Annotated in this window: 12 protein-coding genes; 5 read left to right on the forward strand and 7 right to left on the reverse strand. The window is 64.7% G+C overall.

Annotated features, from left to right (window positions below; translation table 11 throughout):
• Positions 1-39 precede the first annotated feature (39 nt).
• A complete protein-coding gene (locus AWB72_RS06600) occupies positions 40-594 on the forward strand; it encodes a carboxymuconolactone decarboxylase family protein (protein WP_040053349.1) in 555 nt (184 codons plus the stop codon).
• 9 nt (positions 595-603) lie between these two features.
• On the opposite strand, the gene AWB72_RS06605 is transcribed toward AWB72_RS06600, so the two are convergent.
• Complete coding sequence (locus AWB72_RS06605; RefSeq protein ID WP_040053348.1) at positions 604-1,509, reverse strand: glutamate/aspartate ABC transporter substrate-binding protein; 906 nt, start codon at positions 1,507-1,509, stop codon at positions 604-606.
• 565 nt (positions 1,510-2,074) lie between these two features.
• Here AWB72_RS06605 and AWB72_RS06610 point away from each other — a divergent pair.
• A complete protein-coding gene (locus tag AWB72_RS06610; protein WP_040053347.1) occupies positions 2,075-3,622 on the forward strand; it encodes a D-arabinonate dehydratase in 1,548 nt (515 codons plus the stop codon).
• A 241-nt stretch (positions 3,623-3,863) separates the two neighbouring features.
• Here the strand turns inward: AWB72_RS06610 and AWB72_RS06615 are convergent, their stop codons facing one another.
• From AWB72_RS06615 to AWB72_RS06635, 5 genes are all read right to left on the reverse strand, one after another.
• Positions 3,864-4,790, reverse strand: a complete 927-nt coding sequence (locus AWB72_RS06615; protein ID WP_040053346.1) for a 2-hydroxyacid dehydrogenase — start codon at positions 4,788-4,790, stop codon at positions 3,864-3,866.
• A 10-nt stretch (positions 4,791-4,800) separates the two neighbouring features.
• The gene (locus AWB72_RS06620; protein WP_040053345.1) at positions 4,801-6,108 is read right to left on the reverse strand and encodes an MFS transporter; all 1,308 of its coding nucleotides are present in this window, start codon (positions 6,106-6,108) and stop codon (positions 4,801-4,803) included.
• Between the two features lie 46 nt (positions 6,109-6,154).
• A complete protein-coding gene (locus AWB72_RS06625; protein WP_040053344.1) occupies positions 6,155-7,099 on the reverse strand; it encodes a dihydrodipicolinate synthase family protein in 945 nt (314 codons plus the stop codon).
• A 180-nt stretch (positions 7,100-7,279) separates the two neighbouring features.
• The gene (locus AWB72_RS06630; RefSeq protein WP_040053343.1) at positions 7,280-9,040 is read right to left on the reverse strand and encodes an IlvD/Edd family dehydratase; all 1,761 of its coding nucleotides are present in this window, start codon (positions 9,038-9,040) and stop codon (positions 7,280-7,282) included.
• Positions 9,041-9,159: 119 nt separating this feature from the next.
• Positions 9,160-10,062 carry a LysR family transcriptional regulator gene (locus AWB72_RS06635; RefSeq protein WP_040053342.1) on the reverse strand — a complete coding sequence of 301 codons (903 nt, stop codon included), beginning with the start codon at positions 10,060-10,062 and terminating at the stop codon, positions 9,160-9,162.
• 102 nt (positions 10,063-10,164) lie between these two features.
• Between AWB72_RS06635 and AWB72_RS06640 the strand changes: the two genes are divergently transcribed.
• Entirely contained in the window at positions 10,165-11,289 is a 1,125-nt protein-coding gene (locus tag AWB72_RS06640; protein ID WP_040053341.1) for a mandelate racemase/muconate lactonizing enzyme family protein, read from the forward strand.
• 57 nt (positions 11,290-11,346) lie between these two features.
• On the opposite strand, the gene AWB72_RS06645 is transcribed toward AWB72_RS06640, so the two are convergent.
• A complete protein-coding gene (locus AWB72_RS06645) occupies positions 11,347-12,669 on the reverse strand; it encodes an MFS transporter (RefSeq protein WP_040053391.1) in 1,323 nt (440 codons plus the stop codon).
• Positions 12,670-12,811: 142 nt separating this feature from the next.
• On the opposite strand from AWB72_RS06645, the gene AWB72_RS06650 reads away from it, so the two are divergent.
• A complete protein-coding gene (locus AWB72_RS06650) occupies positions 12,812-13,582 on the forward strand; it encodes a GntR family transcriptional regulator (RefSeq protein WP_040053340.1) in 771 nt (256 codons plus the stop codon).
• The gene (gene mdcA / locus AWB72_RS06655; protein ID WP_040053339.1) at positions 13,579-15,240 is read left to right on the forward strand and encodes a malonate decarboxylase subunit alpha; all 1,662 of its coding nucleotides are present in this window, start codon (positions 13,579-13,581) and stop codon (positions 15,238-15,240) included. The genes AWB72_RS06650 and mdcA overlap by 4 nt, the downstream gene beginning before the upstream one ends.
• Positions 15,241-15,243: the final 3 nt, after the last annotated feature.

Genomic DNA, 15,243 nt, shown 5'->3' on the forward strand with positions numbered 1-15,243 from the left:
GCGACGCTTCACCAACACTCAACGAACATCGATTCCGACATGAGCAAGCGACTTCCCGACTTCAACGCCGCCACCGCATCCGATGAACAGAAAGCCGTGTTGCAGGACATTCTGAGCGGCCCGCGCGGCAATCTCAATGGCCCGTTTCTCGGCTGGATTTTCAGTCCGGAACTCGCGCAGAACGCGCAAAAGCTCGGCGCGTTCTGCCGCTACCAAACGGGCCTGCCGCTGCGGCTTTCGGAACTCGCCATTCTCGTGACGGCGGCGCGCTGGCGCTCGCAGGCGGAGTGGCATATCCATCATCCCATCGCGCTCGATGCCGGCGTGCCCGCCGATGTCGCCGAAGCGCTGCGCACGGGCCAGACGCCAACTTTCGCCGATGCCGACGACAAGCTCATCGTCGATTTCGCGACCGAGCTATACGAAACGAAGCGCGTCAGCGATGCCACCTACGGCGCCGCCGTCGCGCGCTTCGGCCATACGGTCGTGGTGAATCTCGTCGGGCTGCTGGGCTATTACGCGCTCGTTGCCATGACGCTCAATACGTTCGATATGCGCGCGGAAGGGCAGACCGATCTGCCCTTCGACGAGTAAGTTACGTCGTCATTCGAGCGCCTTGTCGTTCGGGTCGGCGTAGAGCTTCTTCACCGTGTCGCTCATCGGGAACTCGAAGTTGATGTTCTTCGGCGGCACGGGTTTCATGAACCACTTGTCGTACATCGCGTTGATTTCGCCGCTTTTCATCGCCTGACTCATCGCATCGTCCACGAGCTTCTTGAACTCCGGATCGTCCTTTCTCAGCATGAAGCCGTACGCCTCCGACGATTGCGGCGTGCCGACCAGCACCCAGTCCGAAGGCTTCGCGGTGAGCGAACGCGTTCCCGCGAGCAGCACGTCGTCCATCATGTAGGCCACCGCGCGGCCGGTTTCCAGCGTCACGCGGCCTTCGCCGTAGTCCTTCGCGCTGATGATGCTCATGTTCATCTTCTTCTCTTCGTTCATCTTGCGAAGAATGCGCTCGGACGTCGTGCCCTGATTCGTCACGACCGTCTTGCCCGCGAGATCGGGGAAGTCCTTGATGCCGGAATCCTTCTTCGTCAAGAGGCGCGTCGTGGCGACGAAGAAGGTATCGGAGAACGCGACCTGATTCTGACGCGACGTGAGATTGGTGGTCACGCCGCATTCGAGATCGACGGTGCCGTTCTGCACGAGCGGAATGCGGTTTTGCGACGTCACCGGAATGAAGCGCACGCGCAGGTCCGGATGCTTCGTTCTGGCTTTGACCGCGTCGATGATCTTGTTGCACAGGTCCTGCGAAAAGCCGATGACTTCGTTGTTCGCGCCGACGTACGAGAACGGCACCGATGTCTCGCGATGCCCGATTGCAATCATGTTGGCGCTCTGAATCTTCGCGAGCGTCGGCTGGCCGTCCTGGCCGTAGCTTGCTCCCGTGACGAGCGACAGCGCGGCAAGCGCGACAGACGATGCGAACAGCGATGTGGTCTTCATGACGTCCTTTATTCTCCGGTTGAGTGATACAAATGTTGCCACGCCAATATTAATCGCAACATATGTAATCACCCTAGGGCGAACGCCGGCGCGTTGCATCGGCGCGCCAGTGAGGGACGACTCGCGCAGGCGGGCGATCCGTGCAGGAGCGTGATCCAGCGATACATCCGGAGATCGCTCCGTCGGTGACGAGGCGCGCCGCGCCCGTTTCCCCGTCGATGCGATAGATCGAACCCGGCGCAACATGCGATTACTGGGGATGTCGCCAGACAGAAGAAAGCGGCCATCGCCGAATCACACCGGACCTTCGGTGAAACGAAAGCCGGTTGCAAGCCGCTCGATCGCCGAGATAGCGTTCGGTCTGCTGCCAATGGGTCTGTCTCCTGCGTTGCTGTCCATGCTTAAGCCCGCGGATCAAGCGCTCAAACGATAAAAATCCTTGCTTCTCAAGCAAGCCATAGCAGTTCCCCGATCCGTATGATGGGCGCATCGAGCGATCTCCATTCGATTCCCACACATCTCACGGCGCGCACTCGCTGCGCCTTTGTCTCAAGCGAAAACTCACATGATCGAGCAGTCCGAAAAGCGTGTAGCCGGCCCGGTGATCCGTTTGCATTCGAACGATAACGTCGTCATCGCCCGCATGGATGTGGGGATCGGCACGCGCGTGGACGCCGAAGATTTCGTCAGCCGCAGCCAGGTGAGCGCCGGCTACAAGATCGCGGCGCGCCCGATCAGCCAGGGCGAGCCGATTCGCAAATACAACGTGGTCATCGGCTTTGCCGCGACGGATATCCCGGCGGGCACGCTCGTTCACGGACACAACGTCGAATTTCGCGACTTCGATCGCGACTATGCGCATGGCGCGGACTATCGCCCGGTCGAGTTGCTTCCCGCCGAGAAGCGCGCGACGTTTCAGGGCATCGTGCGCGCGGACGGCGCGGTGGCGACGCGCAACTACATCGGCATTCTGTCGACGGTGAATTGCTCGGCCACGGTCGTGCACAGGATCGCGGAATGGTTCACGCCCGAGCGTCTCGCGGATTATCCGAACGTCGATGGCGTGGTTGCGTTCAGTCATTCGATCGGCTGCGGCATGGAGATGAGCGGCGAGCCGATGCAGCTTCTGCGCCGCACGATGGCGGGCTATGCGCGGCACGCGAATCTCGCGGCGGCGCTGATCGTCGGACTCGGCTGCGAGCGCAATCAACTGCAAGGGCTGCTCGATCAGGAAGGCCTGAGCGAAAGTTCGCGGCTGCATACCTTCACCATGCAGGACACCGGCGGCACGCGCAAGACGATCGAGGCGGGCATCGAGGCCGTGAAGGCGCTGCTGCCGCGCGCGAACGACGTGACGCGCAGCACCGTCGATGCAAGCCATCTGAAGATCGGCCTGCAATGCGGCGGCTCGGACGGATTCTCGTCGATCAGCGCGAATCCCGCGCTCGGCGCGGCGATGGATATCCTCGTGCGCCACGGCGGCACCGCGATTCTGTCGGAGACGCCCGAGGTCTATGGCGTCGAACACACGCTGACGCGCCGCGCGCAAAGCCGTGCGGTGGGCGAGAAGCTCGTCGAACGCATCCGCTGGTGGAAGGAAGAGTATTCGGTCGGGCGCGACGTGCAGATCAATGGAAAGGTCAGTCCCGGCAATCAGGCCGGCGGTCTCGCGAACATCTTCGAGAAGTCGATCGGCTCGTCGATGAAAGGCGGCACCACGCCGTTGATGGAGGTGTATCGGTACGCCGAACCGGTGACGCAGCGCGGCCTCGTGTTCATGGATACGCCGGGCTTCGATCCGGTGTCCGCGACCGGTCAGATCGCGGGCGGCGCGAATCTCATCGCCTTCACCACGGGACGCGGCTCGATGTTCGGCGCGAAGCCCGTGCCCTCGATCAAGCTCGCGACCAATACGCCGATGTACCGTCGTCTTGCCGAGGACATGGACCTGAACTGCGGCGCGATCCTCGACGGCGAGGCGAGCATCGAGAGCATGGGGCAGGCGATCTTCGATGCGTTGCTCGCAACCGCATCGGGCCAGCGCAGCAAGAGCGAACTCCTCGGGCTGGGCGACCACGAATTCGTGCCGTGGCAGATCGGCATCATGAGTTGAGCGAGAACAGGTTCGACGCATCCGTACACGGCAGGCGATCGTCCGCGGCCGATGGCTCGAACGGTATCGAGGCCGCTTCATAGAAGTGTCAAGAAGAGATACGAAGACCGGCAAATACCGCTATGTCCGTGACGGCCCGCTATTCACCGCGGGCGCGATCAGCTACATGGACCGCGCGGCGCTAAAGAAGATCGAGTGAAATGCGTTGTCTCTGGAATTCCAGCACGCACGCCGTCTGCACTTACTCGACCACGGTTATCCCTTTTCCCGTTTCAAACACGGCCAGGACATTGTCGATCATGAGTCGCGCCATCGCGAGGCGCGTCTCGTGCGTCGCGCTGCCGATATGCGGACTCAGCACGACCTGCTCGAAGCCGCATAACGGCGAATCCGCGAGCGGCTCATGCTCGAATACGTCGAGCGCGGCGCCTGCAATCGCGTTGCGCGCGAGCGCCGTCACCAGCGCCGCTTCATCGACCACCGAGCCGCGCGCGATGTTCACGAGCATTCCGTTCGGACCGAGCGCATCGAGCACCGCGGCATCGATCAGATGACGCGTCTCGCGTCCGCCCGGACAACTCGCGATCAGCACGTCCGACCATCCCGCAAGTTCGATCACATCGGAGAAGTAGGGGAAGTCGAGCGCCTGCCGCGAGCGCCCGAAGTACGCAATGGACACATCGAACGGCATCAGCCGCCGCGCGATCTCGCGCCCGATACGCCCCATTCCGACGATGCCGACACGCTTGCCCGCAAGACTCGATCCGAGCGGAAACGCGCCCCTGGTCCATGCGCCCGAACGCGTGAAGCGGTCCGCCATCGGCAACCGGCGCAGCAGCGCGAGCATCAGGCCGATGGTCAGCTCAGCGACCGCCGCGTTCAGCAGGTCCGGCGTGTTCGTGACGACGACGCCACGCTCGCGCGCGTACGCCACCGGTATCCGGTCGAAGCCGACGCCGCTCGTCGCGACGATCCGCAGCGACGGCAAGCGCGCGATCAGCGCTTCGTCGATGTCGTAATTCGATCGCGTGACGATCGCGCCGATACGCGCGCGCAGCGCATCGTCGGCATCGACTTCGGCGAGCGTACGAAGCGCGAAGCGCTCGCCGATCATCGTCTGGACGGCGGCGGGAAACTCGCCGATCTGCAATACGGGAGGCATGGTCATCGTCGGATGCTCACTTGTTGACGAGCTTCGCCGGCACGAAGACGAGAATCAGCAACGCCGACACCGCCAGCGACGCCGCCACCACGAACAACCCCGACGACAGCGAATGCGTGAGCGTCTTGAGCCAGCCGATCACGGCAGGGCTGATGAAGCCCGCGAGATTCCCCGTGCAGTTGATGAGCGCGATGCCCGCCGCCGCGCCCGTGCCGCCGAGAAACGCGGTCGGCAGCGCCCAGAACATCGGCAACGCGGTGATGACGCCCGCCGTGGCCAGCGTGAGTCCCGCGACCGAAATCGCCGATGACGAGCCGAACAGCGCGCACAGCACGAAGCCCGCGCCCGCGAGCAACGCAGGCAGCGCGACGTGCCAGCGCCGCTCGCGCGTGCGGTCCGCGTGCTTGCCCACGACGATCATCGAGACGAGCGCGACCGAGTAGGGAATCATCGTCAGAAGGCCGATCACGAACGCGTCCTCGATGCCCGTCGAACGCAGGATGGTCGGCTGCCAGAAGCCGATCGCGTACGAGCCCATCACGATGCCGAAGAGGATCAGGCACATCAGGTACACGCGCGCGGACGTGAACACGGCGCGCACCGAGCCGTGCGTCTGCGTCGCGGCGTCGGCGGCGATCTCGTCCTGGATTACGCGCTTCTCGTGCGGGGAGAGCCACGCCGCATCCGCGACGCGATCGTCGAGATGCTTCAGGATCACGATGCCCAGCAGGATCGACGGCAGCGCCTCGATGATGAAGAGCCACTGCCAGCCCGCGAGTCCGGCCATGCCGCCCATCGAATGCATGATCCATCCGGAAGCCGGACCGCCCACGAGCCCCGAGACGGGATTGCCCGCCATCAGCAGCGCCACCATCTTGCCGCGCCGATGCGAGGGAAACCAGTACGTCAGATAAAGCACCATGCCCGGAAAGAAGCCCGCTTCCGCGACGCCCAGCATGAAGCGCACGACGTAGAACTGCATCGGCGTCGAGACCCAGGCGGTCGCCATCGAGAGGATCGCCCATGTAATCATGATCCGCGCGATCCAGCGCCGCGCGCCGATCCGGTGCAACAGCAGATTGCTCGGCACCTCGAAGAAGAAATAGCCGACGAAGAACAGTCCCGCGCCGAGGCCATACACGGCTTCGCTCAGATGCAGCGAATTGAGCATCTGCAGCTTCGCGAAGCCGACGTTCACGCGGTCCAGATACGCCACCACGTAGCCGACGAACAGCAGCGGCATGAAGCGCCACGCCACGCGGTGAAACAGGGCATTGGCATCGTCTCTTTCGATCGACGCGGGAATCGAGGTGCTGTCGTACAAGGTCGTCTCCGGTTCTTATCGAGTTATGTGTGCGTACGGCGAGCGATCAGTGCGCGGCTTCCGTGCGCAACGCGAGCTGCGCGGCATGCGGCATGCGAAAGCCGATCGCGTCCAGCGCGCTTTCGAGCTGCGCGCGCTGCCCCGCGCCGAGTTCCACCAGCGGCGGGCGCAGGTTGGCCCAGCCTTCGTCGCCCGATTGCCACGCAATCGCCGCCTTCATCGCCGCGATCATCGGGAAGCGCTGGAACACCGCGCGCACTTCGTCGAGACGGCGTTGTTGCGCGACTGCATCCGCGCTCGGCCACTCGCGTGCGAGCCTCGCGATTGCCGCCGCGTTCACGTTCCCCGTCGCGGTGATGCAGCCCGCGCCGCCCGCCTCGAGCGTGCGCAGCAGGAACGTCTCGCTGCCCGCGAACACCTCGAATCCCGTCGATGCGAACGCATCGATCACCGCCGACGTGTTGTTCCAGTCGCCCGAACTGTCCTTGATGCCCGCGACCGTGCCGGGATACGCCTTCAGCAGGCGCTCGATCAGCGCGAGGCTGAGCGGCACCTGTGCGACCGGCGGAATGTGATAGAGATAGACCTTGAGCCGCGCATCGCCGACGGCTTCGATCACGCTCGCAAAGGCGCGAAACAGGCCTTCGTCGCTCACGCCCTTGTAATAGAACGGCGGCAGCATCAGCACGCCGCCGCAGCCGCGCGTGACCGCATGACGCGTCAGTTCGATCGTGTCGGGCAGGGCGCATGCGCCGGTGCCGGGCATCATGCGCGCGGCGGGCAGTCCGGCGTCGATGAGCGCGTCGAGCAGCACGCGCTTTTCCGCGACCGACATGGAATTGGCCTCGGAGTTGGTGCCGAACACGGCCAGGCCGACGTCATCGTTCAAGAGTGCGCGGCAGTGACGCACGAGACGTTCCGCCGATGGCGCGCCGTCGTCGTCGAAAGGCGTGAGGACCGGCGACAGCGCGCCGTGAAAGGTCGTGGACATGGGCAGGCGTCTCCTGAGGTTGTGCGGGGCGCGCCCAGTATGGCCGTCGGCCGGAGCGCGAAGTACAGACGTGCGCTTGCTTCAAAGGCAAAAATTTTTTGTGTCCGGCGCGGTATCGATGCACGAATGAAATAGGCCGCTCGAAAGCGGCCTTGAGTTGCTATGCAGCGCACGTCGCGCCTAGCTTCGCGGCGTGGTCCCGCGATGCTCCGTCGCGCGCAGAAAATCGAAGTCCACGCCCTTGTCCGCCTGCGTGACCGTGTCGAAGAAGAGCTTGCGATATCCGCGGTCGGCGGCCGGTATCGTCACCGGATGACGTTGCGCGCGCGCGCTCAGTTCGGCATCGTCGACGAGCAAACTGATCTCGCGCTTCGACACGCTGAGCCGGATGCGGTCGCCGTGCTGCACGAACGCGAGCGGCCCGCCCACCGCCGATTCGGGCGTCACGTGCAGCACGATGGTGCCGAACGCGGTGCCGCTCATGCGGCCATCGGAGATCCGCACCATGTCCTTCACGCCCGCCGTCGCGAGCTTGCGCGGAATCGGGATATAGCCCGCTTCGGGCATCCCCGGCGCGCCTTTCGGACCGATGTTCTTCAGCACGAGAATGTCGTCGGCGTTGACGTCGAGATCGTCGGCATCGATGCGCGCGGCCAGGTCCGCCGCGTTCTCGAACACCACCGCGCGGCCTTCGTGCTCCATGAGCTGCGCATTCGCCGCCGATTGCTTGATGATCGCGCCGCCCGGCGCGAGATTGCCCTGCAACACCGCGATGCCGCCTTGCGGAAAGATCGGCCGGTCGAAGGGACGCACCACGTCTTGCTCGAAAGCCGGACCCGCCGCTTCGATTTCCTCGCCGAGCGTGCGGCCCGTGACCGTCAGCGCATCGAGGTTGAGCAGCGGCTTCAGTTCGCGCAGCAGCGTCGCCATGCCGCCCGCCTTGTGAAAGTCCTCCATGTAATGCGCGCCGGACGGCTTGAGATCGACCAGCACCGGCGTCTCGCGGCCCATGCGATCGAGCGCCTTCAGATCGACGTCGTAGCCCATGCGCCCGGCGATCGCCGTCAGATGCACGATGCCGTTGGTCGATCCGCCGATGGCGAGCAGCACGCGCATCGCGTTCTCGAAGGCTTCGGCGGTCAGGATCTTGTCGATGGTGAGACCGTCGCGGGCCATCTGCACCGCCTGCGTGCCCGTGAGTTCGGCAATGCGCATGCGGTCCGACGTCACCGCCGGCGGCGACGCGCAGCCCGGCACCGTCATGCCGAGCGCCTCGGCGATGCAGGCCATCGTGCTCGCGGTGCCCATCACCGAGCAGGTGCCAACGCTCGCGACGAGCTGATTGTTCACCGCCGAGATTTCCGTCTCGTCGATTTCCTCGGCACGAAAGCGCGCCCAGTAACGCCGGCAATCGGTGCACGCGCCCACGCGCTCGCCGCGATGCGCGCCCGTCAGCATCGAACCGGTGATGAGCTGAATGGTCGGGATGTTCGCGGACGCCGCGCCCATCAGCTGCGCGGGCACCGTCTTGTCGCAGCCGCCGATCAGCACGACGGCGTCCATCGGCTGCGCGCGAATCATTTCCTCCGTATCCATCGACATGAGGTTGCGCAGATACATGCTGGTCGGCTGCGAGAACGATTCGGCGATGGAGATGGTCGGGAAGTCCATCGGCAAGCCGCCCGCGAGCATCACGCCGCGCTTGACCGCCTCGATCAGTTGCGGCGCGTTGCCGTGGCACGGGTTGTACGCGCTGCCCGTATTGACGATGCCGATCACCGGCCGGTCGAGCGCGCTGTCGGTATAGCCCGCGCCCTTGATGAACGCCTTGCGCAGAAACAGCGAGAAGCCGTTGTCGCCGTAGTTCGCGAGCGACTTGCGCAGGCCGCTCGGTGGCGCGGCCGCATCGCTCGCGGGCTTCTTCTTGAATGTGTCGCTCATGTCGGGGGCGTCTCCTGTGGGGTTACGTGCATTATCGCCAGTGCGTGCGGATGCCGCGACGGGTTCCCGCTAGCTTCAAAGCATAGAAGTTTTTGCTTCCGGAAGTGAGCAACGCCCGTCTATCGCTTCGGTTTCGGCTGCGCCTGCCGCGCCCGTTCGATGGATTCCGCCGCGTCGAGGAAGGCGTGCACGAGCCGGATGCGTGCGCAGGAGCGGCCCCAGATCAGGCCGACGAGCCGCTTCGGCGCGACATGCGGCAACGCCCACTTGCGCACCGAAACGCCGGCGTACTCGGTCGGCGCCCAGTCCGGCACCAGCGATACGCCCAGCCCGCGGTCCACCAGCGTCGCGATGGCCGCGAGACCGTCCAGCTCGCAGCGCTGATGCGGCTTGATGCCATGCTGACGCAGATAGGCATCGGCGAGCTGACCGCCGACGACATCGCGGTCGTAACGAATGAAAGGTTCTGACAGCAGCGTGGCGTGAACGTCGGTGACGTGCATCGACGCCGGTGAAAGCAGCACCAGCGGTTCGCTGCGGAAGGTGTGCCAGTCGCAACTCTTCGGCAGGTTGAAGAGCGGCTGCGCGATCACGGCGGCGTCGAGATCGCCGCTCGTCACCTTGCGATAGAGATCGAGCGAGGTGCCCGGCTCGAGATAGAAGTCCATGCGCGGATGGCGATCGAGCAGCACCGCGAGCGCATCGGGAATGAGGCTGCCCATCATCGTCGCCATGCCGCCCAGGCGCAATTGCCCGCCCAGTTGCCCCGTTTCCTCGATGTCCGAGCGCAGGTCGCGGATGTCGTGCAGCACCGCGCGCGCCCGCGCGAGGATGCGCTCGCCGGCTTCGGTCGCGCCGACCGTGCGGCCCGAGCGCCGCACGAGCGTCGTGCCCAGTTCGGCCTCCAGCATCTTCACGCGCTGCGCGACGGCCGCAGGCGTGAGATCGAGTCTGCGTGCCGCTTCGGCGATGGAACCGAGTTCGACGACGAACACGAAGCTCTGCAGATAGCGCGAGTCCATCGATAAAATCTTTTGGGTTTGAAGAAGCCAAAGGATACTTCCACTCGAACGCGCATGTCATCACACTGAAGCAATCACCATAGCGACAGGGAGACGACCGGCATGCCCATCATCGAATCGATCGACGTCTGCGCGGCCGCGGTGCCGCTCGATCGCGTCACGTCCTTCTCGACGCGCACCGTATCCACCCGGCACTACGGGCTCGTCAAGGTGCGCTCGACCGACGGCGTCGAAGGCATCGGCTTCTGCTACGTCGGCAGCGCGGCGGGCGAATTGCTGACGGTGGCCGTCGAGCAATTGCTCGCGCCGGTGCTGATCGGACGCGACTCGTATGCAATCGAAGGACTCTGGCAGGCCATGTACGACGAGGCGCTGCTGCAAGGCCGCGCGGGTACGGTCATGCGCGCGCTCTCGATCCTCGATATCGCCCTGTGGGACCTCAACGCGCGCACGCACGGCGTGCCGCTGCACAAGTATCTCGGCGCGGTGGAACTGGAGACGGTGCCCGCGTACGCGAGCGGCGGCTATTACCTCGAAGGCAAGACGCCGGAGAAGCTCGGTGAGGAAATGGCGCGCTACGTCGAGATGGGATTCGGCGCGGTGAAGATGAAGGGCGGCCGCCTGTCGCCGCAGGAAGAGGAACGCCGCGTGAAGGCGGCGCGCGAGGCGGTCGGTCCGGATGTCGAACTGATGATCGACATGAACAACGGCTGGCGCGATCTCACGCAGGCGTTGCAGCATGTGCGGCGCTTCGAGCAATACGATCCGTATTTCATCGAAGAGCCGTTTTCTCCCGACGATGTCGACAATCACGCGCGCCTTGCACAAGCCACGCGCATTCCGATTGCGACGGGCGAGATCGGCTACGGCCGCTGGTATCACAAGGAGTTGCTCGACAAGCGCGCGGCCGCGATTCTGCAGACGGATGCGGCGGTGTGCGGCGGCATCACCGAATGGCGGAGGATCGCGGCGACGGCGGCGAGTTACGGCGTGGTGATGTGCCCGCACTGGTTCCACGACCTGCATGCGCCGCTGGTCGCGGCGACGCCGAATGCGCGTTACGTCGAATATTTCTGGGACGATCAGGTGCTCAACTTCCGGCGTCTGGTCGACCGGCAACTGGCGCATCGCAACGGCCGTGTCGTGCTGCACGATTCCCCGGGCCTGGGCTTTTCGTTCGATGAAGCGCAGGTCGCGAAAGTCGGCAAGTGGACGCGCGTCGTCTAGCAAAAAAGCGGCCCTCGCAATGGCGAAGGCCGCTCGCGTGAGAACAAGTCCAATGTGTCAGTTCGGCAGTTCTTGCCCCTTCGTCTCGGGCGCGAACGGGATCACCGCGAGGCCGATCAGGAACGCAATCGCCGTGAGCGCGATGGGCACGCCGAGCGTCTTCATGTTGAGCACCATTGCGCCGATGCCGAAGTTCACGATCGCGCCGAAGAAGCGTCCCACCGACGTGCAGAATGCGAACGCGGTCGCACGCACGCGGGTTTCGAACTGCTCGGGCAGCCACAGCGAAAAGAGCGCGAAGTTGCCGCCGAAGAAGCCCAGCACGACGAGCAGCGCGATGAACGGCACGAGCCCGTTCGGCAGATAGAACGCCCAGCCGAACGCGAGCGCGATCGATGCCGCCATGCCGACGAAGTACACCGCGAGCGTCTTTCTGCGGCCGATCTTTTCGGCCATCGGCGGCAGCGCGAGACAGCCGACGATCGTGCCGATCGACAACAGACCGGTGGCGATCGACGCCATGCGCGCGGCGCCCGCCTTGTCCATGCCGGCCTTCGCCGCGAGCTGGATGACCGCCGACGGCTCGTACACCGCGCCCGCCCACAGACCGATGATCGCCACCGTCAGCAGCACGGCCGCGACGATCGTGCGCTTGCGGTACTGCGCGTTGAAGATCGCCTTGAGCGGGCTCTGGTGCTTCACGTGAGCGATATGCGGCTCGGCTGCTTCAGCGCGTTCCCACTTGTCGGTTTCCTTCACGCGCAACAGCACGAGGATCGAAATGACGACCGGGAACAGCCCGACGAGGAACATCGCGCGCCAGCCGAACGCCGCGCCGATGGTGTAGTTCAGCGCGGCGGCAAGAAAGAAGCCCGCGTAGTAGCCGGTCTGCAGATAGCCCGCGCCCATCTTGCGGCGATCTTCCGGCCACGCTTCCGCGACATACGTTCCCGCGAGCGCCCATTCCCCGCCGATGCCCACGCCCGCGAAGAACCGGTAGATGCCGAGTTCCCACACCGTGTGCGCGGTCGCGGCGAGACCCGTGAAGATCGCGAACGTGAAGATGGTCGCGGCGAGCACCTTGGTGCGGCCGAAGCGGTCGGCAAGCGGCCCCCAGATGAACGACAGCCCCCATCCCACCAGAAACAGCGCGAACAGGATCGACCCCGCGAGACCGACATTCGCGGGCGTCGCCGCGTAGCCCGAGCGCGGCAGCAACTCGGTGAGCGCCGGCGCGAGCACGAGCGCGTAGATGAACGAATCCATGCCGTCGAGCGTCCAGCCGGCCCACGCGCCCCAGAAGCCCGTGATTTGCGAGCGGTTGAGCGGTGTCTTGGTAGTGCGCGTGGCGCTTATCTGTCGATCCAGTGTTGTCGGCATGGCCATGTCTCCGCAGATGAAATAACGACGCGCGGTACGAATGTTTGTTATGGCGTCTAGGGAAAGCACCGGGGTTCCGTGTGCCGTTTTATATATAATATTTGAACAACACCCCACGACAACTCCGCACTTTCACCTAGCCATGCCGACAGATCTCTCCGCCGTGTCGCATCCGGCTTCATTCCGCGATGCGCAGTTCGAACCGCGTCAGAGCACGTCGCGTTTCATCGCGGATGCGCTGCGCGCCGCCATCGTCGAAGGTTCGCTGCTGCCGGGCGAGCCGCTGCGCCAGGACGCGATCGCGCGGCAGTTCTCGGTGAGCGCCATTCCGGTGCGTGAAGCGTTCCGCCAGCTCGAAAGCGAGGGCTGGGTGATGATCGAGCCGAATCGCGGCGCGGCCGTCAGCTTGCAATCCGCCGACGAGGCGCGCGAGATCTATGAGATCCGCGCGTCGCTGGAGAGCCTGGCGATCGGCATTGCGATCGGGCATCACACGCCCGAGACGCTCGCCGAATCGAAGCGCTTGCTCGAAGCCGCCGAGAACGAACCCGATCCCACGCTCTACGTGGTGCGCAACGAGCAGTTCCATATGAGCCTCTACGCGCCCGCGAACCGGCCGCGCCTGATGGAACTGATCGGCCAGATGCATCGGCGCGGCGAGCGCTATCTGCGTCTGAAGCTCGGGCTGCCGATTCACAAGGATTCGTCCGACGCCGAGCATCGCGCCATCTTCGATGCACTCGTCGCGCGCGATATCGAACAGGCGCAGACGCTCGTCGCGCGTCATCTGCTCGCGACGGGCGAACTGATCCACCGCTTTCTCGCCGATGCGCAAGCGCTCGCGCAGTCGAGCCACGTCAAGAAGAAGCGCCGCGCATCGAACCGAACGAAAACTCCGAAGGCCGACCAATGAACGACGTCATCGCTGAAACCCGGAACTGGAACACGCGCGCACAGGAAAAGGCGCGGCGTCTGAAGCTGATCGAGCCGTGGCTGACCGGCTCCGTGCTCGATTCCGCGCGCATCGTCGATGCGTTGAGCGCGCTGATCGTCACCGGCGACCGCGTCGCGCTCGAAGGCAACAACCAGAAGCAGGCCGACTTCCTTTCGCGCGCGTTCGCGAAGCTCGATCCCGAGCGCGTGCACGACATCCATCTGCTCATCTCGAGCATCAGCCGGCCGGAGCATCTCGCGCTCTTCGAGCAAGGCATCGCGCACAAGGTCGATTTCGCGTACGCCGGGCCGCAGAGTCTGCGCGTCGCGCAACTGCTCGAAGACGGCAAGCTGGAGATCGGCGCGATCTATACGTACATCGAACTGTATGCGCGCATGTTCATCGATCTCACGCCGCAGGTCGCGCTGGTGTGCGCGGTGCAGGCGGACCGTCACGGCAATCTCTATACCGGCGCGAACACCGAGGACACGCCGACCATCGTCGAGGCCACCGCGTTCCGGCATGGCATCGTGGTCGCGCAGGTGAACGAGATCGTCGATGAGCTGCCGCGCGTCGATATTCCCGGCTCGTGGGTCGATGTCGTCGTGCAGTCGGATCGCCCGTTCGCGGTGGAGCCGCTTTTCACGCGCGATCCGCGTCACATCGGCGAATTGCAGATCCTGATGGCGATGATGACCATACGCGGCATCTACGACCGTTACGGCGTCACGTCGCTCAATCACGGCATCGGCTTCGATACCGCCGCGATCGAGCTGCTCCTGCCGACGTACGGCGAATCGCTCGGACTGAAAGGCAAGATCTGCACGAACTGGGCGCTCAATCCGCATCCGACGCTCATTCCAGCGATCGAGTCCGGCTGGGTGCAGAGCGTGCATTGCTTCGGCAGCGAAGTCGGCATGGAGGACTACATCGCGGCGCGCTCCGACGTGTTCTTCACCGGACGCGACGGCAGCCTGCGCTCGAATCGCGTGTTCTGTCAGCTTGCGGGGCAATACGGCGTCGATCTCTTCATCGGCTCGACGCTGCAGATGGATGCCGACGCGAATTCGTCGACGGTCACGCTCGGGCGGCTCGCGGGCTTCGGCGGCGCGCCGAACATGGGACACGATCCGCGCGGCCGACGCCATTCGAGCGAAGCGTGGCTGAAGCTGCTGAAAGACGACGGCCCGAATCCGAAGATCGCGCGCGGCCACAAACTCGTGGTGCAGACCGCCGAGACGTACAAGAAGGGCGGCGAGCCGACCATTGTCGATGCGCTCGATGCCATCGCAGTCGGCGAGAAAAGCGGCATGCCGATCGCGCCCGTCATGATCTACGGCGACGACGTCACGCACGTCGTGACCGAGGAGGGCATCGCGAATCTGCATGCGGCCGAAGGCGTCGATGAACGGCGCGCGGCGCTCGCGGCGGTCGCGGGCGTGACGCCCATCGGCATGCGCGCGAATCCTGCGAAGACGGAAGAGCTGAGACGGCGCGGCATCGTCGCGTATCCGGAAGACCTGGGCGTGCGGCGCGGCGAAGCGAAGCGCTCGCTGCTGGCGGCGCGCAGCATCGACGATCTCGTTTCGTGGTCGGGCGGGCTCTACGCGCCGCCCGCGCGCTTCAGAAGCTGGTGATCG

Source organism: Caballeronia concitans, assembly GCF_001544615.1.
In the GTDB taxonomy this organism is placed as follows: Bacteria; Pseudomonadota; Gammaproteobacteria; order Burkholderiales; family Burkholderiaceae; genus Caballeronia; species Caballeronia concitans.